Raw genomic sequence first — 24,747 nt, forward strand, 5'->3', positions numbered from 1 at the left:
AGATGAACAATCGCTTAAATCATGCACCTTGTGGTTTTTTATCTTTCAACCACGAGGGGACTATTGTAGAAGTGAATCAAACATTTCTTCAATGGTTAGGTTATGAACAAGCAAACGTATTAAATAAACATATTGAGACATTATTATCCATACCAAATAAATTAATATTTCATTCTTATTTTTACCCAAATATTAATTTACATAAGCATGTAGAAGAATTATTTATTAGCTTAAAACATCAAGATGGTCGGTCCATTCCGTGTTTAATGAATGCCAAATTATCTATTGCCAATGGAATAGAGCAGATTGATTGTATTTTCATGCAAATGAAAAAGCGTATTGATTATGAACAGGAGTTACGATTAGCTAAAAAGCAAATAGAGACAGCCTATTTTGAAAAAGAGCAAGCATTGGCAAAGTTAGAGCAGCTACATATAGCGATTGAGCAAAAGCAGGAAGAATTATTGCAAATGAATGCATCCTTAGTTGAATTGTCGATGACGGATAAGTTAACAGGCTTAAAAAATAGACGCTTTTTCCAAGAGCGATTAGCCGAGCAATTCCAATTATTTAATACACACGCACAATTATTTTCTTTATGTATATTGGATATTGATTATTTTAAAAAGGTTAATGATGTATTCGGGCATCAAATAGGAGATGACGTTCTTGTTCAATTAGCTCAATTATTACAACAGCATGTTCGTCTACAAGATATACCGATTCGTTATGGCGGAGAAGAGTTTATTGTTATTTTGCCCAATACCAATATAGCCGAAGCCAAGGCGTTAGCAGAGCATTTTAGACAAGCTGTAGAAATAGCACAGTGGCCAACTGGACAAACATTGACAATTAGTATTGGTGTAGCGACAGTGATGACGACTGATGATGAAAATACATTGTTGAAAAATGCAGATGATGCACTATATACTTCAAAAGAGCATGGGCGAAATCGAGTGACGCATTATCAAGGATAGTAAATAAAAAAGGTAGGTATATATGATGAAAAGAATCGAATCCACACAAAATGCGTTAGTGAAATATTGGAAAAAATTAGCGACGACAAGAAAAGAGCGTGAACGTTCAGGTGAATTTATTGTGGAAGGCTTTCATTTAGTAGAAGAGGCTTTAAAGCAAAAGGAATCAGTAAAACAGCTGATTGTACGTGAAGGCGTTGACTTACCGATGCTTTGGCCAATTGATGATATTGCCATTGTAGAAGTGACAGCAGCAGTTACAAAGGAATTTGCTGAAACCGAAACAACTCAAGGTGTATTTGCGGTGTGCCAGCAGCCTGCTTTACAGGAAGAGACAATGGCTTCATGGCGCAAAGTGTTATTAATTGATGCTGTGCAAGATCCAGGCAATATTGGCACGATGATTCGCACAGCAGATGCGGCAGGCTTAGATGCAGTTATATTAGGAAAAGGCTGTGCAGACAGCTATAATCCTAAAACATTGCGCTCTGCACAAGGCTCTCATTTCCATATTCCTGTTATACGTGGTGAATTAGAGGATTGGATTGATGATTTACAAGCGCGAGGTGTACCTGTTTTTGGTACAGCATTGGACGAAGAGGCTGTATCTTATCGTGATATTCAGCATGCAGGGACATTTGCGATTATGATGGGCAATGAAGGCAGTGGCATTCATCCACAATTGCTAGCATTAACAGACCAAAATATCATGATTCCGATTATAGGACAAGCTGAATCCTTGAATGTAGCTGTAGCAACAGGGATTGTGCTCTTTAGTTTTGTTCATCAATCATAAAAGTATGACACGACACTTGATTTCTTTAAATAGAGCATTGTATAATTAAATTCAAATAATTAAAAATGCTTAGACCAAGAAGTAGTAAAGATTGTGAATGGTTGACAGGGAGCGTATAAGCCAAAGATTGAGAGCTAACGCCGTACCAATGCAGTTTTGAATTCATCTTGTGAGCAGCTACCGGGACCAGTTACATTAATTATTGAAATAAAGTAACTGTAAAGGTATGCCGGCTGTTATCCAGTCGTTATGTCAATGAAGTGATTGTAAGGTAGGAATCTTGCAATAACTAGGGTGGTACCGCGAATCGAGCCTCGTCCCTTTTTTTAGGGGGCGAGTTTTTTTATGTCTATAAAGCGGACATTTATTTTCAAAGGGAGGTTTTTGTATGGAAGAGCAATTAAAACAGTTGGAGCAAGAGGCACTTGCTAAAATTGAAGCATCAACAAATTTAAAAGAATTAAATGAGGTGCGTGTAGCCTATCTTGGGAAAAAGGGACCCATTACAGATTTATTAAAAGGAATGGGTAAATTATCTGCTGAAGAACGTCCAAAAATGGGGGCTTTAGTAAACACGGTTCGTGAACATGTGACGACTGTATTGGAAGAAAAAGCAGTTGTTTTAGAGGAAGCGGCTATTGCAGAGCAACTAGCAAATGAGTCGATTGATGTCACATTACCAGGACGCACAATTAAAGTCGGAAATCGTCATCCATTAACACGTGTTATTGAGGAAATTGAAGATTTATTTATTGGTATGGGCTATGAAATTGCAGAAGGTCCTGAAGTAGAGAAGGATTATTATAATTTTGAGGCATTGAACTTGCCAAAAGGACATCCAGCTCGTGATATGCAGGATTCATTCTATATTTCCGAGGAAATATTATTACGCACACATACATCACCAGTACAAGCTCGCACAATGGAAGCAAAACAAGGTGAACCAATTCGTATTATTTGTCCAGGTAAAGTATTCCGTCGTGACAATGATGATGCGACACATTCACATCAGTTCATGCAAATTGAAGGTTTAGTCATTGGCGAAAATATTCGTATGAGTGATTTAAAAGGAACATTGGATACATTAGCGAAAAAAATGTTTGGTGCTGATCGTGAAATTCGTTTACGTCCAAGTTTCTTCCCATTCACAGAACCATCTGTCGAAATGGATATTTCTTGTTTCAAATGTGGCGGTACAGGTTGTAATGTATGTAAAAAAACAGGCTGGATTGAAATTTTAGGAGCAGGTATGGTGCATCCGAATGTGCTTGAAATGGCTGGCTATGATGCGAAAAAAGTGTCAGGCTTTGCATTCGGTATTGGCGCTGAGCGTATTGCGATGTTGAAATATGGCGTGGATGATATTCGTCATTTTTATACAAATGACACACGTTTCTTATCACAATTTGAGCGAACAGAGGCGTAAGGAGGAGCTACTAGTATGTTAGTATCATTAGAATGGTTAAAAGAATATGTACAAATACAAGATTTAACACCTGCACAATTGGCAGAGAAAATTACACGCTCAGGTATTGAAGTGGATGCGGTGATTGATCGTGCGAATGGTATGGAGAAGGTAGTTGTTGGGCATGTTGTGTCAAAAGAAAAGCATCCAGAAGCAGATAAATTAAATATTTGTCAAGTGGATGTTGGTGAAGAAAGCTTACAGCAAATCATTTGTGGTGCACCAAATGTAGATGCAGGACAAAAAGTGATTGTCGCTCGTCCAGGAGCACATTTACCAGGTGGCATTAAAATTAAAAAGGCAAAACTACGTGGACATGAATCAAATGGGATGATTTGCTCACTACAAGAGCTTGGCATTGAAGGAAAACTTGTGCCGAAAGCCTATGCAGAGGGTATTTATGTGTTGCCTGCTGATACGGAAGTTGGCTCAGATGCATTAGCATTATTAGGCTTACGTGATACAGTATTGGAACTTGGCTTAACACCTAATCGTTCAGATGCTTTGTCAATGCTTGGCGTAGCTTATGAGGTAGGTGCTATTTTATCAGCAGAAGTGACATATCCAACAGCTACTTACACAACATCTTCTGAAAAAGCACAAGATGTTTTACAATTACGTGTGGAAGATACGACTGCGAATCCGATGTATGTAGCCAAAGTCGTGAAAAATGTAAAAATTGCTGAATCACCACGCTGGTTACAAAATCGTTTAATGGCAGCAGGTATACGTCCACATAATAATGTTGTCGATGTAACGAACTATATTTTAATGGAATATGGTCAACCATTACATGCTTTCGACTATGATAGTTTAGCTACAGGTGAAATTGTTGTACGAAAAGCAGCAGAAGGTGAAAAAATCACAACATTGGATGACCAAGAACGTACATTGAAAGCAACAGATTTAGTTATTACAAATGGCAAAGAGCCTGTAGCAATTGCAGGTGTTATGGGTGGAGCAAACTCAGAAGTAACAGAATCGACAACAACGGTTGTGATTGAGTCAGCTTACTTTGATGGATTAACAGTGCGTCAAACATCACGTCATTTAGGTTTACGTTCTGATTCATCTGCACGTTTTGAAAAAGGGGTTGACCCAAATCGTGTATTAGCAGCAGCAGACCGTGCAGCGGCATTACTTGCAGAATTAGCAGGTGGTGAAGTGTTAGAAGGTATGTGTATTGTTGATGAATTAGACAAAGCACCAGCACGTGTAGTGGTATCACCTGATTTCATTAATGAACGTTTAGGCATGAAAATTTCGTTAGAAGAAATGCTGTCTATTTTAGAGCGTTTAAAATTTGATGTGGAAGCGGCAAATGGATTATTAATCATTGATGCGCCAACACGTCGTCAAGATATTAAAATTGAAGAAGATATTGTGGAAGAAATCGCTCGTCTATATGGCTATGATGAAATTCCAATGACATTACCAGAAGGAGCAAACCAAGCAGGTAGCTTAACGGCTTATCAAGCTACTCGCCGTGTTGTGCGTAATTTCATGGAGGGAGCAGGTCTATATCAAGCAGTGACGTATTCTTTAACATCAGAAGCATTATCACAGCGTTTTGCTTTAAAGGCAGAATCTGTGACGCGTTTATTAATGCCAATGAGTGAGGAGCGTTCCACATTACGTCAAAGTCTGATTCCTCATTTAATTGAAGCAGCAGCTTATAATGTAGCACGTCAAGCAGACGGTGTAGCACTATATGAAATTGGCTCCGTGTTCCTTGGTCAATCAGCAGAAGGGCAACCATATGAGGAAGAACATGTAGCGGCAGTTCTAACAGGCAAATGGCTGGATCATGCTTGGCAAGGTGAGAAAAAAGCAGTTGATTTCTTTGTACTAAAAGGGATTGTAGAAGGTGTCGTTGGCAAGCTTGGTTTAACAGAGCGTATTTCATTTGTGAAAGCGGAAGTGGATGGCTTACATCCTGGACGTACAGCGAGCATTTTATTGGATGGTACACAAGTCGGTATTATTGGTGGGTTACATCCAGCAGAGCAAAAGGCTTGGGGTGTAAAGGACACATATGTGATGGAAATGAATTTGGTCGCATTATTACAAGCTGTCACAGAGGAAGCACCACTTTCTTATACAGCCGTACCTCGATTCCCAGCGATGTCTCGTGATATTGCATTGATTATGAATCGTGCAACACCAGCAGGTGAAGTACTTGCGGTCATTGAAAAAGCAGGTGTGAAATTATTAAAAGATGTGCATGTCTTTGACGTATATGAAGGAGACAAAATGGAGGCAGGTAAGAAATCTGTAGCCTTCTCGCTCACGTATTTCGATCCAGAGCGCACATTAACAGATGAGGAAGTTGTAGCAGCACATACGAAAGTATTGAAAGCAATTGCAACAATTGAAGGAACAGAAGTACGTTAATACAAAAGAAAAGCAAAGGTCAGCTCCAGTTTATTCTGAGCTGACCTTTGTTTTTTGTGGGCGAAATGTTACTTTCGTTGGGGAACATAGTAAGAATTTACTCAGATAAAATTAATAATATATTTACATTTTTTTCATAGAAACTTAATTTTGCTCATATAGTAGATAATATGTTCATAGTTATGGCATGGACAAGTATTTTCTGTGCGAAAGCGTGGGTGAAACGTAGCGACAGCAACAAGTATTTTCTGTGCGAAAGCGTGGGTGAAACGTAGCGACAGCAACAAGTATTTTCTGTGCGAAAGCGTGAGTGAAACGTAGCGACAGCAACAAGTATTTTCTGTGCGAAAGCGTGAGTGAAACGTAGCGACAGCAACAAGTATTTTCTGTGCGAAAGCGTGAGTGAAACGTAGCGACAGCAACAAGTGTTTTCTATGTGAGAAAGCGTGAGTACTAACGTAGCGACAACCACAAGTACTCAAACAAACAGGAGGAGGCAGTATTTTAGCAAGATATGTGTGGGTAGATCTATCATTTTAGGAGGGGTTCATTTGAAAAATAAACAATTTCGTAGAATTTCAGCAATCTTTCTAGTATTTGTTCTGTTTCTTAGTATGTTGTTGCCTATTCATACTTCAGCAAATAGTTATGGAGATCACTTCAAAAATAATAGCTTGAATGAACAAGCAATACTTGCTAAAGCAGCCATTGCAGAGCAACTACGTGTACAAAATGGTCCTGCAACATTACACAGAGACTTACAAGGATTAACGGGTGATGAAAGTGTGGATGTCATTATTCACTTATCTGAGAAGCCTGTAGCACTTGAGAAGGGAATCACCGAGCTTACAGGGCGAAGCTTTAGTATGCAGACGGAACAGGAAGTGAAAGAAATTGTAGCCACACAGCAGGAAGAAGTGGTGCAAGAAATGGAGGACGAACGTATTTCCTTTTCGCTAGGCTATACGTTTGACACGGTGTTAAATGGTTTAGCAGCTGAAGTAAAAGCAGGAGATTTAGAGAAATTACTACAAATTGATGGCATCACATTAATTGAACCAGACGTAACAGTTTATGCTTCAGAAGAAGTGACACCTATAGAAAATGGACAAGTAGATGCTTATATGAATACAAGTAATTCATTTCTTGGTATCGAGCAATTATGGCAAGAAGGGCTTGAGGGGCAAGGTGTGAAAGTAGCTGTTTTAGATACAGGTATTGATGTGGACCACCCGGAGTTTGCGGGTATCTATAAAGGTGGAAAAAACTTTATTCCAAATTCAGCAGATTATTTAAAACAAAGGGCGGATGATGATGCTTCTGAAACATCGCCTAAAGAGAAACCAGCGAATAAGCCAGAGTTTAATGAACGTGGAAGTGCCTACTATACGTCACATGGCACACATGTAGCAGGTACGATTGCTGCGATTGGTGCAAATCCATACGGCATTAAAGGAATTGCGCCAAAAGTAGATTTATATATGTACCGTGTGCTTGGTGCATATGGAAACGGCCCAACATCAGGTATTGTGAAGGGCATTGAAACAGCGGTAGTGGAAGGGATGGACGTTATTAATCTATCTCTAGGTGGCGAGTCCAATACAGAAGTGGATGCTAGCTCATTTGCCATTAATAATGCGGTTATGGCAGGTGTGATTTCTGTCATTGCGACAGGAAACTCAGGTCCAAAGCGTGGAACGATGGGTACACCGTCAACAGCACCACTAGGCATTGCAGTAGGAAATACGACCAATCCAGAAAAAGCCTATGACGCACAAGTAAATGTCACAGTTAGTAACGAGCAAGTGAATAAGCAGCTCAATGCTATGGCGACAACATTTGGTGCAAATTTACATGAACAGCTTTCTGGTGAATTTGATTTAGTAGCCGTTCCAGGCATTGGTGCAGCTTCTGATTTTGAAAATGTGGATGTGGAAGGAAAAGTTGCTTTGATTGCCCGTGGCTCTATTGCTTTTGTGGATAAAATAGCAAATGCGAAAAAGAATGGAGCGGTTGCTGCGATTATTCATAATTTTGAAGGTGGTACAAATGCGCCTGGACCATCTGGCACATTTTTAGGAGATTCCTTTAGCTTCATTCCAACCTTTGATATGTCTGTTACAGATGGTGTAGCGATTCGAGATGCATTGAAAAAAGGGGAAGGCAAGGTAAGCTTTACTCATTTTGGCTCTGTGACATCCTTAGGTGATGAGGTCAATGATTCTAGCTCACGTGGGCCATCTGTTCCTAATTTCGATATTAAACCTGATGTCACAGCACCTGGTACTAATATTATGTCAACGATTCCTATGTATAAAAAGGATTTCCCAAATGCTTCATACGATCAAGCCTATGATCGTAAAACGGGCACATCAATGGCAACACCACATATTGCTGGGATTGCGGCACTGATTAAACAAGCTCATCCTGATTGGAGTCCCTTTGATGTGAAAGTAGCTCTATCTAATACGGCTCAAATTTTAGATACGACAAAATATGATGTCTTTTCGCAAGGAGCAGGTCGAGTAAATGCCTATGCAGCCGTTCATCCAAGTGCACTTGCCTATGTACAAGATACAGCGGTTTTAGACAGTGGTGGTGAGATTGTTGATAATGTGAAAGGGACAGTGACATTTGGTCCTCAGCCTATTAAAGAGCAAGCTATCACAGTTTCAAAGGAAATTGTCGTAAAGGATATAAAGGGTGTTGGTGGAAGCTATAGCGTTTCTGTTGAAACATTACAGCCTTTTGGAGATGCCATGGTTACAGTGGACAAGCCATCCTTTGTTTTAAACGGGCAAGAGCTTCTGACAGTGACATTAACCGCCTCTAAAAATGAAGCAGCTCAATTTGGTGATGAATTATTCGGCTACATTCACATTACACCAACAGAGCCAGTGACAACAGATGTATCATTAACGGTAGACCGCACAGCATTAAATTTAAAATCTGGCGATGCAGTACAGCTAGATGTTATTGAAAAAACAACACAAACACAGCGTTACTATACGGAAATTTCATTGCCGTTTGCAGCCGATTTTGGCGGTGTTGCACCAACTCAAATTAAAAACATGGCGATTACATCAACCGATTTATCATTTAATCAAGATGGTATCAATGATTCAGCCGATTTAACATTTACGCTGACAGGTGAGGTCAACACGAATTACATCGAGCTTTGGGATGTAATGAATCCACAGGGCGGTCAATACGAAGATGGGTATATTGGTTATTTACATGCAGGAAGCTCACTAGCAGCTGGTCAATGGAAATTACCGATTACGGGAACTTATACACCGTGGGGTGGAAGTGCTAAAGCGAAAATACCAGATGGTTTATACACAGTTGATTTTTCAGCATCTGTAGCCTCAGGTGGGACGATTAAAGATTATGTTGGACCTATTGTAGTAAAATCGACGACACCTGATATTGCAGGCGTTGTTCAAGTAACATCTGGGGATAGTGCAGGTGTGGTAAGTGGACAAATAACAGATAAATATATTGACTATAACGAGGAATTAAAAAAATATGGTTTAGCTTATCCAATCAATACGAAATTACATGCTTCCTATGAAATACTGAGAGCTGGTACTGTAGTAGAAGAGCAAGATTTTGTATTAAATGAAGATGGCTCTTATGAGTTTGCTATTGCTGGATTTAATTCAACAACAGATACTATGAAGGTCATTGTGCGAGATGCAGCAGGTAATCGAGGAGAGTCCATATTATTTGAACCAATAGGTAGTGCACCTGTACAGACGGAAGAGCCAGCAGCACCAATTAATGAGGAAACATTACCAACAGCGAAAGCGAAGTTTTTGCAGGCTAATGTGAGCGAGGGAATGCCATGGACTTACACAGATTCATTCGTTGAGGATACTACTGCTAATTCGTTAACACTTGTGTCACCAATTTACTATGACAATCCATATGCTATGAATAAACAGGACATAGTTCATAATGCAGAAGGAATGTCACGTCCATCCATTTTTGAATCGCCAACAGTGACAAATGTAACAAAGCAAGCCACGTATGTTGTGGAAGATTCACGTGTGGCAACAGTAACAGAAGGATTGGTATATGCGAAATCACCAGGTACAACGAAAATTATTGTACAGCATGGCAACAATGAAGTAGAAGTAACGGTGAATGTCACAGCGTCACCAGTAAACCCAACACCAACACAGCCAAATCCAAGCCCAGATATAGATTGGGATCGAATTGATTCAAAGCCAGTCATCCCAAGTCCAGTAAATCCAACGATTTCAAATCCAAATCCGAGTAAACCTGAACCTGTGAAGCCTGAACCGTCAAAGGAACAACCAGAAAAAAGTAATCCGAAGATAATGTTTACAGACATACCGAAAACACATTGGGCAGCGAGCTATATTCAACAAGCAGTTGAACAGGGACTATTAAAGGGCTATCCAGATGGGACATTTAAGCCAAATAGCGATATGACACGAGCTCAGTTTGCTTCAGTTCTTGTTCGTGCTTTAGGATTGGATTTGACGGATACGACGACACCGTTCCGTGATATTGACCATTATGCCGTGGAAACACAAAATGAAATAGCTGCCGCTTTTAGAAGTGGAATTATTAAAGGAAGCAATGGACAATTTAATCCTTCCGCAGCTATCACACGAACACAAATGGCTTTAATGATTGCTCGTGCGTATATGTATCAAACACAGCAAGCATACACACCAACTCAGATTGCTCCGTTTAGTGATATCAAACAGTATGATGCTGAAACAATTCAAGCGATTTCCTTACTACACGAATTAACAATTATTACGGGTTCTGAAGGCAAATTTATGCCAGAAAATGCAACAACTCGTGCACAAGGAGCCAAAATTTTTGTGAATTTATTGCAAGTGCTAGGAGAATAGTAAACGGTCAATTCATTAGAAGAAGTATCGTAACTCTGTATCTCATGATATGGAATTGTGCACCAACAACAGTATATTAATAAAAAGAGCAGGGCTATGCAAAAGGATGTTCCTTTTGTATAGTCCTGTTTTACTATGTTATTCTTTCCCGATTTTGGCACATAGACTAGCAGTAAAATAAGTTTGGCACTATTGATGTTGCTAACTGTCGCTTTTGATTGTATTGATACAGCTTATGATAGCGCTTTGTGTTGATAAATATGAGTTTGATGATGTAGCACATGCAAAATATGTGGAGGAAATTTTAGGATGTTTCCAAAATATACACATCTCAGATGAAGACGCTTCGTTTTCAATACACAACATGTCTGGTCTTTTCTATAGGAAAAGTTAACAACATAGGGCTTTTGCTAAGATATTGCTCTTTCTATGGCTCTTTATTCACAATTTCATACTTTTCATGTTATGATAGTAAGCAGTGTTTATTATGGCTTAGTTAGTGTATAAATGACATGGGTGAGCCTCTAAATCCAATTTTTGCAGAGGTTTTCTTGTTGGAGCTTAAAAATTTGAATGAACGTTAGCTGTGATGTAATTGATATATTGAAGGAGGGTGCAACTATGGAAAATCAGGAAAAGAATCGAATTTCTGTAGAAATATATGGTCAAACATATAAAATAGTTGGCACAGAATCCGTTGGACATATGCGGCTAGTTGCGTCCATGGTGGATGACCGTATGCGCGAAATAAAAGTACATAACTCCTCATTAGATAGCACAAAGCTTGCTGTGTTGACAGCGGTCAATGCTGTTCATGATTATTTGTTATTAAAAGAACAGATGGAAAAATTAGAGGAAGAATTGAAAAAATTAAAGGGTTGAAGGTAATGTTAGATCTCATTATATTGATATTATTATTCGTTGGGCTGGTGACTGGTGCTAAGCGTGGTTTAATCGTCCAACTGATGTATGTAGTTAGTTTAATTGTTGCACTTATTGTTGCGTATGTATATTATGAATCCCTTGCACAGAAGCTGCTATTTTGGGTACCGTATCCAGGCGTAGTAGATGGAGGCAGTCTAGGTGTTATTATTGATAATCTTGATTTAGACCGTACATTTTATCAAGTCATTGCCTTTGCGGTGATTTTCTTTGCGGTGAAGATTATTTTACAAATCATTACATCTGTTTTTGATTTTATTGCCTATTTACCTGTTTTAAAGACAATGAATCGTTGGCTAGGTGCTTTGTTTGGTATCGTTGAATATTTCTTTATTTTATTTATTGTTCTGTATGTGTTGGCATTATTACCAATCGATACGATTCAAAATATGATGGCTAAATCATTGTTAAGTAGTCTCATTTTGGAGCATACACCCATTATCACGAAAATGTTCCAAAACTGGTGGTATATTTACGCACAATAGTAGATGATACACTTCTCTCGTTGTGGGAGAAGTGTTTTTACGATAGGGGGATTATTTTTAATGAATAAAAAGACAATTATTCGTACACTTGAAAAAATTGCTTTATATATGGAATTACAGGGAGAAAATCCGTTTAAAGTATCCGCTTTTCGCAAGGCTGCGGCGGCATTAGAAGGTGATGAGCGCTCATTAAGTGAAATGGAAGATGTCACAAAGCTAAAAGGAATCGGTAAAGGAACAGCAGCGGTCATTGAAGATTTAATGGCAACAGGTGAATCGAGCTATTTGAAAGAATTAGAGGAAGCTGTGCCAAGTGGTTTATTACCATTATTAAAATTACCAGGTTTAGGCGGTAAAAAAATTGCGAAGCTACATCAAGAATTAGGCATTGATTCTGCGGAAAGTTTAAAGGCAGCTTGTGAAGCACAGCAAGTTCGTGAATTGGCAGGCTTTGCAGCAAAAACAGAAGAAAAAATTTTAAAAGAGCTTGAAAATTTAGCGAACCGTTCAGAACGCTTAGCCATTTGGCAGTTGGAGCCCGTTGTGTTACAAATTGAAGCGCTTCTAGGTAGTATGAAAGAGGTAGTGCGTTTTTCGGTTGCTGGCAGTTTTAGACGTGCTATGGAAACAAGTAAGGATATTGATTTTATCGTCGTGACAGAAGCACCAGCTACTGTACGTGAGCAATTACTACAAGAGCTAGCTGTACAAGAGGTAGTAGCAGCAGGCGATACAAAAATTTCGGTTATATTGGATTTGGACGAGCCAGTTAGTGTTGATTTTCGTTTAGTGAAGGATGCTGAATATGCAACGGCTTTGCATCATTTTACAGGTTCTAAGGACCATAATGTGCGCATGCGTCAAATTGCCAAGGCACGAGGTGAAAAAATTAGTGAATATGGGGTGGAACAGGCAGATGGCACGGTGCTGACATTTGAAGATGAAGCCCAATTTTTTGCACATTTTGATTTGCCATTCATCCCACCGAGTTTACGGACAGGGAAAAACGAATTTGACAAAGCTGCGGATATTGCAGACCTTGTGACATTAACTGATATAAAGGCTGATTTGCATATGCATACAACTTGGTCAGATGGCGCATATTCGGTAGCAGAAATGGGACAGGCTTTGATGGCACGAGGCTATCAATATGGTGTGATTACAGATCATTCACAATTTTTAAAGGTGGCAAATGGTTTGACACCTGAACGTTTAGTGAAGCAACGTGCTGAAATTGAGGCATTCAATCAAGCAAATCCGACATTTCGTTTATATGCAGGCACAGAAATGGATATTTTGCCAGATGGCTCCCTTGATTTTGAGGATGCTGTGTTGAAAGAGCTTGATTTTGTTATCGCATCTATTCATTCGAGCTTTACACAATCACAGGATAAAATTATGGCTCGCCTGTTAACAGCGATGCAAAATCCATATGTCCATATGATTGCTCATCCAACAGGGCGTATTATCGCAGAACGAGAAGGCTATCATCCCGATATGCCACAGTTAATTGCTTGGGCGAAGGAATATGGTAAAATTTTAGAGTTAAATGCGAACCCATATCGTCTTGATTTGTGTGTGGAGCATTTAGAAATGGCGATGGCAGCAGGTGTACCGATTGCCATTAATACAGATGCGCATGATAGTGCACATCTACGTTTTATGGATATTGGTGTTCGTTATGCTAATCGGGCATGGTTAAAAAAGGATATGATTGTCAATACATGGACATATGAACAATTTGAAGCGTTTATTCGTCGTCATAAATAAATGGAGGAGGTGTGATCAATGATTGCAGAACGCGCATTGAAAACACTTGAGTATGATAAAATACGTCAGCAAGTGGCTGTACATTGTACATCTTCTATTGGAAAATCAGCCATTGAAGAACTTGTACCGCAAACTGACTATGAGAAAGTTGTACAGTTATTAGAGGAAATGGATGAAGGTTTAGCCATTTTACGTGTCAAAGGCAACGTGCCAATGGGTGGCATTTTTGATGTGCGTCCAGCCGCAAGGCGCGCACAAATTGGTGGAATGCTGTCTGCAATGGAATTAATGGAAGTATCGAGCACGATTCGAGCAAGTCGCATTTTACGCAATTTCCTTGAAGATTTAGAGACGGAAGATGTTATTGCAATCCCACATTTTCTTACTAAAAAAGAAGCACTGCCTGTCTTAACAGGCTTACAGCATGAGATTAATAGCTGTATTGATGATAATGGGGTAGTATTGGATTCGGCTAGCCCGACATTACGTTCGATTCGTCAATCATTACGCTCAGAAGAAGCAAAGGTGCGTTCAAAGCTAGAAAGTCTTATTCGTGGTAGTAATGCTGCTAAAATGTTATCAGATGCAATTGTGACCATTCGTAATGATCGTTTCGTTATTCCAGTAAAGCAGGAATATCGTCATCATTATGGTGGTATGGTGCATGACCAATCTTCTTCTGGACAAACATTATTTATCGAACCTGAGTCGGTAATGCAAGCAAATAATGAAATTCATCAATTAAAAATGAAAGAGCAAATCGAAATTGAGCGTATTTTACAAGCATTAAGTGCCATGGTAGAGGAAGTAGCACCTGATTTATTTCATTTAGTGAAACTGCTAGGTGAAATTGATGCTATTTTGGCAAAAGGGAAATATGGACAAGCTAATAAATGTACGATGCCTAAAATGAATCAGGATGGTTATATTCGTTTAGTAAGAGCTCGCCATCCATTATTGCCAATAGACACAGCCGTTGCCAATGATATTGAATTCGGTAAAGACATTACAGCCATTGTCATTACTGGACCAAATACAGGTGGTAAAACGGTGACATTAAAAACAGTAGGACTTTGTACGTTAATGGCACAGGCTGGGTTACCAGTGCCTGCATTGGATGGCTCGGAGTTAGCTGTGTTCCAACAATTATTTGCTGATATTGGGGATGAACAGTCCATTGAACAGTCTTTATCAACATTTTCAGCACATATGGTCAATATTGTAGACATTTTGAAGAAATTTGACCATGAATCATTAGTGTTATTTGATGAATTAGGGGCAGGAACAGATCCACAGGAGGGAGCAGCACTAGCGATTTCCATTTTAGATGAGGTGCATGGTCGAGGAGCACGTGTTATGGCGACTACACATTATCCTGAATTAAAGGCATATGGCTATAATCGCCCTGGTGTTGCGAATGCGAGCGTCGAGTTTGATATTGAAACATTGAGCCCAACCTATCGCTTACTGATCGGTGTACCTGGCCGCTCCAATGCCTTTGAAATATCAAATCGTCTTGGCTTGCCAGAAGTCATTATTGAACGAGCAAAAGGCTTTACAGGTACAGATCGTCATGAAGTTGAATCGATGATTGCTTCATTGGAGGAAACACGTCGTCAATCTGAGAACGATGCAGAGCGTTCACATGAGCTGCTACTAGAGTCAGAAAAATTGCGCAAAGAATTAGAAGACAAATTACAAGCATATGAAGAACGGAAAGAAGCGCTTGATAAAAAGGCAAAGGACAAAGCACGTAAAATCGTGGATGAAGCGAAAAGAGAAGCCGAAGCGATTATTGCGGAGCTGCGTGAAATGCGTAAAAATGCAAACCAAGTTGTGAAAGAGCATGAGCTAATCGAAGCACGTAAACGATTAGAGGATGCAACACCACTTGATAACAATAAAGTGCTACAAAAGGCAGTACAGGTGAGAGAGCGTGCACAAAACTTAGTTGTCGGTGACGAGGTAAAAGTGTTAAGCTATGGACAACGAGGCATTTTAGTTGAAAAAGTCTCCGATACAGAATGGATTGTGCAAATGGGCATTTTAAAAATGAAAATTGCTGATAGTGATTTAGAGTATATTAAACCTGAAAAAGAGCCTGTTCAACGTATAGCAGGTGTCAAAAATCGTAATAGTCATGTGAAACTAGAGCTAGATTTACGTGGTGAGCGTTTTGAGGATGCCATTTTGCGTACTGAAAAATATATTGATGATGCCTTACTTGCCAATTATGGTCGTGTGTCCATTATTCATGGTGTAGGTACAGGCGCATTGCGACAAGGTATTCAAAGCTATTTGAAAAAGCATAAACGTGTCAAATCATTCCGCTTTGGTGAAGCAGGCGAGGGTGGCTTTGGTGTAACTGTAGTGGAATTGAAATAAGCATATAGACGATAAAGGGGACAGAGAAAATGCTTGATTCTAATTTTTGGAAATATCCAATTATCGAAACGGCAGGATATTTTAGTGTTGTTGTGTTATGTTTAGTCGTGTCGATGGCATTATTCGAAGTCGTGACGAAGTATAAAAACTGGGAAGAAATAAAGAAGGGCAATGTGGCTGTCGCACTAGCAACGGGTGGGAAAATATTGGGAATATGTAATATTTTCCGCTATTCAATTGCACGTCATAGCACATTGAGTGAAATGATTGGCTGGGGGCTTTTTGGTTTCACATTATTGATTGTGGCTTATTTTTTATTTGAATTTATGACACCACGCTTTAATGTAGATCAAGAAATTGCTAATGACAATCGCTCTGTCGGCTTTATTTCTTTTACGATTTCTGTTGGTCTATCGTTCGTCATTGGGGCAAGTATTGCATAGGAGCGTTGTCGTAACATGGAAAAACTAGCAAAGGTTTTAATTGTTGTTTGTATTGCCTTTCTCGTAGTAGGTATTTACTATATGTTGACATTATAAAAGCAAATGCATCCAAGTCATTGGGTGCATTTTTTGTTATTTTTATATAACAATAACGAAGCTATTTCCCTATGAAATGAATTGCTATTCATAAAGATTGTGAAGATGAAGCTGATAAAATATGTATAAATGAATAGTATGTAACGTATAATAACTAATCGAAAATGCAGGTATTTTCTATTTTGTGTTTGAAAGTACAATTCTTTTTTATTATAATAAAGATAAGAATTGACAAAGTTTGGGACAAAGGGGAGAGCATGTATGACGACAAAACCATGGTTAGCAAATTATCCTGAAGAAGTACCAGCAACTTTAACATTTGAAAAAATCCCAGTACAGGCATTTTTAACACGTGCCTATGAAAAGCATCCATCCAAAGTAGCCATTCATTTTATGGGGAAGGAGCTAACGTATATAGAGCTATATGAATCTGCACTGAAATTTGCAAATTATTTGCAGTCACTTGGTGTAGAAAAAGGGGATCGTGTAGCGATTATGTTGCCTAATTCACCTCAAAGTGTAATCGCTTACTTTGGCGCTATGTATGCAGGAGCTGTCGTTGTACAGACAAATCCACTGTATACAGAGCGAGAATTACAATATCAAATGGCTGATTCAGGCGCAAAGGTCATTCTTGTCATGGACATCTTATATCCACGTGTGACGAAGATCATCAAGGAAACAGCATTGGAAAATGTCATTGTGACAGGTATTAAGGATTATTTACCATTTCCTAAAAACTTAGTCTATCCATTCATACAGAAAAAGCAATATGGCTTTAGTGTGAAGGTAGAGCACAGTGGACAAAATCATTTATTTACAGAGATTATGAAATCCGCTCCTGCCACGATGATTGACTATCCATTTGATTTTGAAGAGGATCTAGCTTTGCTGCAATATACAGGTGGAACAACAGGCTTCCCGAAAGGTGTAATGCTGACACATAAAAACTTAATTGCGAATGTGACAATGTGTGATACATGGCTTTATAAATGTGTCAATGGACAAGAAACCATTATGGGCATTTTACCATTCTTCCACGTATATGGTATGACAACCGTGATGCTGCTATCTGTTTTTACACAAAATAAAATGGTCTTACTACCGAAATTTGATGCAGAAACAGCATTGAAAACAATTGATAAGCAAAAGCCGACATTATTCCCTGGTGCACCAACACTATATATTGGTTTGTTAAATCATCCTGATATTGGAAAGTATGATTTGTCATCTATTACAGCTTGTCTAAGTGGCTCGGCTGCATTGCCAGTGGAAGTACAGGAGCAATTTGAAGCGGTGACAGGTGGTAAGCTGGTAGAAGGCTATGGACTAACAGAAACATCGCCAGTCACACATGCGACACCGATTTGGGGCAAACGTGTCAAAGGTTCAATCGGTATGCCATGGCCTAACACGGATGCGACCATTTTACGTGTGGGTGATACAGAGGAGCTACCAATTGGTGAAGTTGGCGAAATTGCAGTGAAAGGTCCGCAAGTGATGAAGGGCTATTGGAATCGACCAGAAGATACAGCTGCAACCTTTGCCAATGACTGGTTTTTAACAGGTGATTTAGGTTATATGGATGAAGAAGGATTTTTCTATGTAGTCGATCGCAAGAAAGATATGATTATTGCAGGAGGCTTTAATATTTACCCACGTGAGGTGGAGGAAATCCTATATGAATTAGATGAAATTCAAGAGTGTGTCGTTGCAGGGATACCAGATCCATATCGTGGTGAAACAGTCAAAGCCTATATCGTGTTAAAAGAAGGACATTCACTAACAGAGGAAGAAATAAATAAACATTGTCGTCAGCATCTTGCCGCATTTAAAGTACCACGGTATTATGAATTTAGAACAGAATTGCCGAAAACAGCAGTCGGAAAGATTTTACGTCGTACATTGGTAGAAGAAGAGAAAGCGAAATTAGCCATGCAAGAAGCAAAATAAATACAAGTGAAAGTGTTGACAAATAAGAGCTTAAATTATAATATGAAAATATGAATGAATGACCATTCATATTTTCATATTTTTTTAGTTAACATGTCACAAAAGTATGTGAAATGTGCGGATGTTTTAGGTGGTGATAGAAAAGTGAAACGAGATAAGCCGAAATATAAGCAAATTATTGATGCAGCTGTCATCGTTATTGCAGAGAATGGATATCATCAAGCACAAGTATCGAAAATTGCAAAACAAGCAGGGGTGGCTGACGGAACAATCTATTTATATTTTAAAAATAAAGAAGATATTTTAATTTCAGTCTTCAATGAAAAAATGGCTGTTTTTATTGAGTCATTACGAGATATAATAGAAAATGGAAATACGTCGTATGACAAACTTTCTAAAATGATTGCGAATCATTTAACTGTTCTGGCAACAGATCGATACTTAGCAACCGTTACACAGCTAGAGCTTCGACAATCGAATAAAGACTTACGCTTAAAAATTAATGCTGTTTTAAGAGAGTATTTACAATTGCTCGATCAAATTCTAGTCGAAGGTATGCTTTCGGGTGAATTCAATCCTACAATGGACGTACGTTTAGCACGTCAAATGGTGTTTGGAACTATTGATGAAATTACGACGTCGTGGGTAATGAATGAGTACCGATATGATTTGATGGAACAAATTCCTAAAGTTCAGGCACTTATTATGAATGGCATTAAACCATAAAGGGATGTGGAGAAATGGAATTTCTAAGTTGGAAGGTAGAGGATGGAGTAGCTGTTGTGACAATTGCACGTCCACCAGCGAATGCTCTATCGCGTGGAATTATCGCTGAAGTGAATGAAGTGCTTGAAGCGGTTGAAAGCGATGAAACAGTACGTGTTTTAGTATTGCACGGAGAAGGGCGTTTCTTCTCGGCAGGTGCGGATATTAAAGAATTTACGGATGTGACATCTGGTGAAGAGTTCACGAGATTAGCAAGTAATGGTCAACAAGTGTTTGAAAGAATGGAAACGTTCTCAAAACCGATTATTGCAGCGATTCATGGTGCAGCACTTGGTGGTGGCCTTGAATTAGCAATGGCTTGCCATTTACGCTTTGTTACACAATCAGCGAAGCTTGGCTTACCTGAATTACAATTAGGCCTTATTCCAGGTTTCGGTGGTACACAGCGATTACCACGTTATGTTGGTGTTGCGAAAGCAGCCGAAATGCTATTTACAAGTGAGCCAATTTCAGGTGAAGAGGCTGTACAATGGGGATTAGCAAATCGTGCTTTCACCGATGAAGCTTTACTGGAAGAAACTTTAACAATCGCACGAAAAATTGCGAAGAAAAGTCCAATTGCTTTACAGGCAGCCATTCAAACATTGCAATATGCTAAACATGCATCCTTTTATGAAGGAATTGAAGCAGAGGCCAAATCTTTCGGTACAGTATTTGTCTCGGAAGATGCAAAAGAAGGAATTCAGGCATTCATCGAAAAACGTGAGCCTGTATTTACTGGCAAATGATATTTTATCAATGTGGAATAATGGGCATAAGTCATTTATTTTGCGATGAAAATATATAATATTTATAAATTTACTTAGAAATTAAAACGTTTCAGGGGGCATAAATATATGAACATTTTTGCATTAATTAAACGTACATTTGATACAGAGGAAAAAATCGTTGTATCGGGTGGTAAAATTCAAGAAGATGGTGCTGAATTCATCATCAATCCATACGATGAATATGCAATTGAAGAAGCCATTCAGGTGCGTGATGCAGCAGGTGGTAAAGTAACAGTAATCACAATCGGTGGAGAAGATGCAGAAAAGCAATTGCGTACAGCTCTTGCAATGGGTGCAGATGAAGCCGTTCTTATTAATACAGAAGATGACTTAGATGAGTTAGACCAAAATGCAGCAGCATACCTTTTAGCAGAATACTTAAAAGATAAAGAGGCAGATTTGATTTTAACAGGGAATGTTGCAATCGATGGCGGATCAGGTCAAGTTGGCCCACGTGTAGCTGATTTATTAGGTATTAACTATGTAACGACAATTACAAATCTTGAAATTGACGGCACATCAGCAAAAATCGTGCGTGATATTGAAGGGGACTCAGAGATCATTGAAACCTCTCTACCACTTTTAGTAACAGCTCAACAAGGGTTAAACGAGCCACGTTATCCATCTTTACCAGGTATTATGAAAGCAAAAAAGAAACCGCTTGCAGAACTGGAATTAGATGATTTAGATATTGATGAAGATGATGTAGAAGTAAAAGTAGAAACAGTGGAAATTTTCTTACCAGCTCAAAAAGCGGCAGGTCGTGTACTTGAAGGTGATTTAGCTGCACAAGCAAAAGAGCTTGTAAATCTACTTCATACAGAAGCGAAAGTAGTATAAGTGATTGAATCATATCAATGGAATCATAATGGGTAACGGAGGGAAAATATACTATGTCAAAGAAAGTGTTAGTAGTAAGTGAAGTGCGTGAAGGAAATTTACGAAATGTATCTTTTGAAGCGATTGCAGCAGCTAAACAAATCGCAGATGGTGGCGAGGTTGTGGGTGTTCTTTTAGGGGATGCTGTAGCTAATTTAGCAGGTTCATTATTTGAATATGGTGCTGACCGTGTCGTAACAGTGGAGCATCCACATTTAAAACAATATACATCAGATGGTTTTGGGCAAGCATTATTAGCCGTTATTGAACAAGAAAAACCAGAAGGAATTGTCTTTGGTCATACAGCGAATGGTAAAGATTTATCACCAAAAATCGCAAGTAAATTACAAGCAGGTCTTGTATCCGATGTAACGACAATTGAAGGAGCTGGCGATGGTGCTGTATTTATTCGCCCAATTTATTCTGGTAAAGCGTTTGAAAAAGTGAAAGTGAAAGATGGCGTTGTCTTAGTGTCTATCCGACCAAACAATATTGCACCATTAGAAAAAGCGGCTGGTAAATCAGGTGACGTTTCTTCTATTACGGTAGATATTACAAATCTTCGTACAATCATTAAAGAGGTTGTTCGTAAATCATCTGAAGGTGTAGACTTATCAGAAGCGAAAGTGGTTGTAGCAGGTGGGCGTGGTGTGAAATCGGAGGAAGGTTTCGAGCCATTAAAAGAATTAGCTAACTTACTTGGAGGCGCTGTTGGTGCATCACGTGGTGCATGTGATGCAGAGTATTGCGATTACTCATTACAAATTGGGCAAACAGGTAAAGTCGTTACACCAGACCTATACATTGCAGCAGGTATTTCAGGTGCAATTCAACATTTAGCGGGTATGTCTAACTCAAAAGTAATCGTAGCGATTAACAAAGATCCAGAGGCAAATATTTTCAAAGTAGCGGATTACGGTATCGTAGGCGATTTATTTGAAGTAATTCCTCTATTAATCGAAGAATTTAAAGCATTAAAAGTAAATGCGTAAAATAATGGGCTGAGGAAATGTATTTTTCCTCGGCTTTTTTCATTTTCCAATGCTAAAAAAACGAGTTTTGTAAGGCTAAGCAGATTATTCGCTCAAATGAATTTTGCCATGCTATACTACGAGTGTAATAAGTTGAAGGAGGATTTCAAATGGCAATTGTACATGGAACAGACGCAACGTTTAAAGAGGAAATTAAAGAGGGATTAGTGCTAGTAGACTTTTGGGCTGCTTGGTGTGGACCTTGTAAAATGATCGCACCAGTTCTTGAAGAATTGGATGCAGCAGGCAGTGCAGCTAAAATTGTAAAGGTTGATGTAGATAACAACCAAGGTACAGCGGCTGATTACCAAATTATGTCAATTCCATCATTATTATTATTTAAAGATGGTGAATTAGTAGACAAAACAGTTGGCTTCCAACCAAAAGAAGCATTAGAAGCATTCATCGCAAAACATGCTTAATTTTGATTTTGTGGATGTCCAACTATCTACAGAAGCAAGATGAAAAGTCGAGGCATCTATTTATAGATGTACTCGGCTTTTTTTCGTTATAATAGAAGTAAAAAGGGGGCAGTAGGCGATGAATGACCTTATCAAACATAAACTTGACATTTTACCAGATCAGCCTGGCTGCTATTTAATGAAAGACCGACAAGGGACGATTATTTATGTAGGGAAAGCCAAGGTGCTAAAAAATCGTGTACGCTCCTATTTCACTGGTACTCATGAGGGCAAAACACAGCGACTGGTAGGAGAAATAGAGGATTTCGATTATATTGTGACGTCCTCCAATATTGAAGCATTGATTTTAGAGCTTAATCTGATTAAGCTACATGATCCGAAATACAATATTATGCTAACGGATGATAAAACATATCCATATATAAAAATTACAAATGAAAAATATCCACGTTTGATTACGACACGTAAAGTGAAGAAGGATAAGGCAAAATATTTCGGTCCTTATCCGAATGCGTATGCAGCGAGTGAAACGAAAAAATTATTAGATCGTTTATATCCTTTGCGTAAATGCGTGCAATTGCCGACAAAGGTTTGCTTGTATTATCATATGGGGCAATGTTTAGCTCCTTGTGTTAAACCAATTGAAGCACAGGTTTTTGACGATATGATAGAGGATATTTCAAAATTTTTACATGGTGGTGTGGACGCTGTTAAAAAAGAGCTAGAAACGAAAATGCTGGCAGCGGCTGAAAATTTAGAGTTTGAGCGAGCGAAGGAGCTGCGTGACCAAATTGCGCATATCGATACGGTGATGCAGAAGCAAAAAATTGTCTCAAATGATACAACAAATCGAGATGTCTTTGGCTATGCTGTAGAAAAAGGCTGGATGTGTGTACAAGTATTTTTTGTACGGCAAGGGAAGCTCATTGAACGAGATGTTTCTATTTTTCCGATTTATCAAGACCCAGAGGAAGAATTTTTAACATTTGTCGGTCGATTTTATGAAAAGGCAGAGCATATTAAGCCAAAAGAAGTCTTTATTCCACATACGATTGATGCCGCTATTTTAACAGAGCTATTAGGCATCAAAGTGCTAACACCAAAACGTGGACAGAAAAAAGAGCTAGTGGAGTTAGCGACGAAAAATGCTGAAATTGCGGTAGCCGCTAAATTCCAATTGATTGAGCGACAGGAAGAGCGCACAATTGGTGCATGTGAGGCACTTGGCGAGGCAATGGGGATTTCTGCGCCTTTGCGTATCGAGGCATTCGATAATAGTCATATGCATGGAACAGATGCGGTGTCAGCGATGGTCGTATTTATTGATGGCAAGCCAGCGAAAAAGGAGTATCGTAAATACAAAACACGCACAGCAGCAAAGCATGATGATTATGGCGCAATGCAGGAAGTGATACGTCGTCGCTATACACGTGTTTTAAAAGAAGGATTACCATTACCAGATTTAGTATTGATTGATGGTGGGAAAGGGCAAATGGAAGTGGCACGTGAGGTGCTAGAGGATGAGCTTGGCTTGGTTATTCCAATAGCAGGCTTAGCGAAGGATGATAAGCATAATACATCTCAGCTCTTATTTGGAGAGCCTGTTGACATTGTACCGTTGAAGCGGACAAGTGATGGTTTTTATTTATTGCAACGTATTCAAGATGAGGTGCATCGTTTTGCCATTACGTTTTTGCGTCAGCAGCGTGATAAGCAGACAATTCAATCGGTGCTGGATCAAATCGAAGGCATTGGACCAAAGCGTAAACAGCAATTACTCAAGCATTTTGGCTCTGTCAAAAAAATTCGAGAGGCTAGTGAGCAAGCATTGCAGGAAGCAGGGATACCTGTTCATTTAGCGAAGCAGATTTATAGCTATTTTCAACAGGGTACATTGTCAAAAGAATAACCATGTGCTAGAGTGATAGATATATTTACTTGTTTATAAGGAATAATTGCATAATTGATGATAGAGGTGCGAGCTTCAATAGTAGTACATCGGAGGAGGAACAAGTCCAGTGATGATGTAGGAAAGGGGAGTTTGCCGAAGTTCCGTGTCATTGCTTCTGACACTGTGCTGGTTTTGCATTTAAGAAATGTAAGACTGTCGATTCTACATGTTTCGGAGAGCTATCACCCATATGGATACAAATAGTTTGTATACATTTAGGTAGCCTTTCATATCATGTGAAGGCTATCTTTTTTTATCTTCATTTAGCGAATGTCTATTGAATCAAGATAAAGTTCCTGTGAATGGTATA

The 24,747-nt window shown here is 39.0% G+C and carries 17 protein-coding genes and 1 riboswitch; all 17 genes read left to right on the top strand.

Translation table 11 applies throughout. From position 1 onward, the window contains the following. Nucleotides 1-2: 2 nt before the first annotated feature. The gene (locus tag OPF91_RS07460; RefSeq protein ID WP_264988114.1) at nt 3-977 is read left to right on the top strand and encodes a sensor domain-containing diguanylate cyclase; all 975 of its coding nucleotides are present in this window, start codon (nt 3-5) and stop codon (nt 975-977) included. A gap of 25 nt (nt 978-1,002) precedes the next feature. Further along, the gene (locus tag OPF91_RS07465; protein ID WP_264988115.1) at nt 1,003-1,773 is read left to right on the top strand and encodes a TrmH family RNA methyltransferase; all 771 of its coding nucleotides are present in this window, start codon (nt 1,003-1,005) and stop codon (nt 1,771-1,773) included. 388 nt (nt 1,774-2,161) lie between these two features. Further along, nucleotides 2,162-3,199 carry a phenylalanine--tRNA ligase subunit alpha gene (pheS, locus tag OPF91_RS07470; RefSeq protein WP_264988116.1) on the top strand — a complete coding sequence of 346 codons (1,038 nt, stop codon included), beginning with the start codon at nt 2,162-2,164 and terminating at the stop codon, nt 3,197-3,199. Nucleotides 3,200-3,214: 15 nt separating this feature from the next. Further along, nucleotides 3,215-5,632 (top strand): phenylalanine--tRNA ligase subunit beta, encoded by a 2,418-nt coding sequence (gene pheT, locus OPF91_RS07475; RefSeq protein ID WP_264988117.1) that lies wholly within the window; start codon nt 3,215-3,217, stop codon nt 5,630-5,632. 551 nt (nt 5,633-6,183) lie between these two features. Further along, the gene (locus OPF91_RS07480; protein WP_309297417.1) at nt 6,184-10,524 is read left to right on the top strand and encodes a S8 family serine peptidase; all 4,341 of its coding nucleotides are present in this window, start codon (nt 6,184-6,186) and stop codon (nt 10,522-10,524) included. A gap of 621 nt (nt 10,525-11,145) precedes the next feature. Continuing rightward, nucleotides 11,146-11,406, top strand: a complete 261-nt coding sequence (gene zapA / locus OPF91_RS07485) for a cell division protein ZapA (RefSeq protein WP_264988118.1) — start codon at nt 11,146-11,148, stop codon at nt 11,404-11,406. A gap of 5 nt (nt 11,407-11,411) precedes the next feature. Next, on the top strand, nt 11,412-11,951 hold the full coding sequence (locus OPF91_RS07490) for a CvpA family protein (protein ID WP_264988119.1): 540 nt from the start codon (nt 11,412-11,414) through the stop codon (nt 11,949-11,951). 60 nt (nt 11,952-12,011) lie between these two features. Beyond that, nucleotides 12,012-13,721, top strand: a complete 1,710-nt coding sequence (gene polX, locus OPF91_RS07495) for a DNA polymerase/3'-5' exonuclease PolX (RefSeq protein WP_264988120.1) — start codon at nt 12,012-12,014, stop codon at nt 13,719-13,721. A gap of 18 nt (nt 13,722-13,739) precedes the next feature. Then, nucleotides 13,740-16,106: an endonuclease MutS2 gene (locus tag OPF91_RS07500; protein WP_264988121.1), complete on the top strand. Its 2,367-nt coding sequence runs from the start codon at nt 13,740-13,742 to the stop codon at nt 16,104-16,106. Between the two features lie 29 nt (nt 16,107-16,135). Then, entirely contained in the window at nt 16,136-16,549 is a 414-nt protein-coding gene (locus tag OPF91_RS07505) for a DUF350 domain-containing protein (RefSeq protein ID WP_264988122.1), read from the top strand. A gap of 357 nt (nt 16,550-16,906) precedes the next feature. After that, nucleotides 16,907-18,598, top strand: a complete 1,692-nt coding sequence (locus OPF91_RS07510; RefSeq protein ID WP_264988123.1) for a long-chain-fatty-acid--CoA ligase — start codon at nt 16,907-16,909, stop codon at nt 18,596-18,598. A 144-nt stretch (nt 18,599-18,742) separates the two neighbouring features. Next, nucleotides 18,743-19,324 carry a fatty acid metabolism transcriptional regulator FadR gene (gene fadR / locus OPF91_RS07515; protein WP_264988124.1) on the top strand — a complete coding sequence of 194 codons (582 nt, stop codon included), beginning with the start codon at nt 18,743-18,745 and terminating at the stop codon, nt 19,322-19,324. Between the two features lie 14 nt (nt 19,325-19,338). Further along, complete coding sequence (locus OPF91_RS07520; RefSeq protein ID WP_264988125.1) at nt 19,339-20,112, top strand: enoyl-CoA hydratase; 774 nt, start codon at nt 19,339-19,341, stop codon at nt 20,110-20,112. A 108-nt stretch (nt 20,113-20,220) separates the two neighbouring features. Then, complete coding sequence (locus tag OPF91_RS07525) at nt 20,221-20,994, top strand: electron transfer flavoprotein subunit beta/FixA family protein (protein ID WP_264988126.1); 774 nt, start codon at nt 20,221-20,223, stop codon at nt 20,992-20,994. Nucleotides 20,995-21,047: 53 nt separating this feature from the next. Continuing rightward, nucleotides 21,048-22,025, top strand: a complete 978-nt coding sequence (locus OPF91_RS07530) for an electron transfer flavoprotein subunit alpha/FixB family protein (RefSeq protein ID WP_264988127.1) — start codon at nt 21,048-21,050, stop codon at nt 22,023-22,025. A 149-nt stretch (nt 22,026-22,174) separates the two neighbouring features. Beyond that, nucleotides 22,175-22,486 carry a thioredoxin gene (gene trxA, locus OPF91_RS07535; RefSeq protein ID WP_264988128.1) on the top strand — a complete coding sequence of 104 codons (312 nt, stop codon included), beginning with the start codon at nt 22,175-22,177 and terminating at the stop codon, nt 22,484-22,486. Between the two features lie 118 nt (nt 22,487-22,604). Further along, the gene (gene uvrC / locus OPF91_RS07540; protein ID WP_264988129.1) at nt 22,605-24,395 is read left to right on the top strand and encodes an excinuclease ABC subunit UvrC; all 1,791 of its coding nucleotides are present in this window, start codon (nt 22,605-22,607) and stop codon (nt 24,393-24,395) included. A gap of 53 nt (nt 24,396-24,448) precedes the next feature. Further along, a riboswitch (Lysine riboswitch) is annotated at nt 24,449-24,627 on the top strand. The last annotated feature ends 120 nt before the right edge of the window (nt 24,628-24,747 follow it).

The organism is Lysinibacillus piscis, assembly GCF_026012395.1.
In the GTDB taxonomy this organism is placed as follows: domain Bacteria; phylum Bacillota; class Bacilli; order Bacillales_A; family Planococcaceae; genus Lysinibacillus; species Lysinibacillus piscis.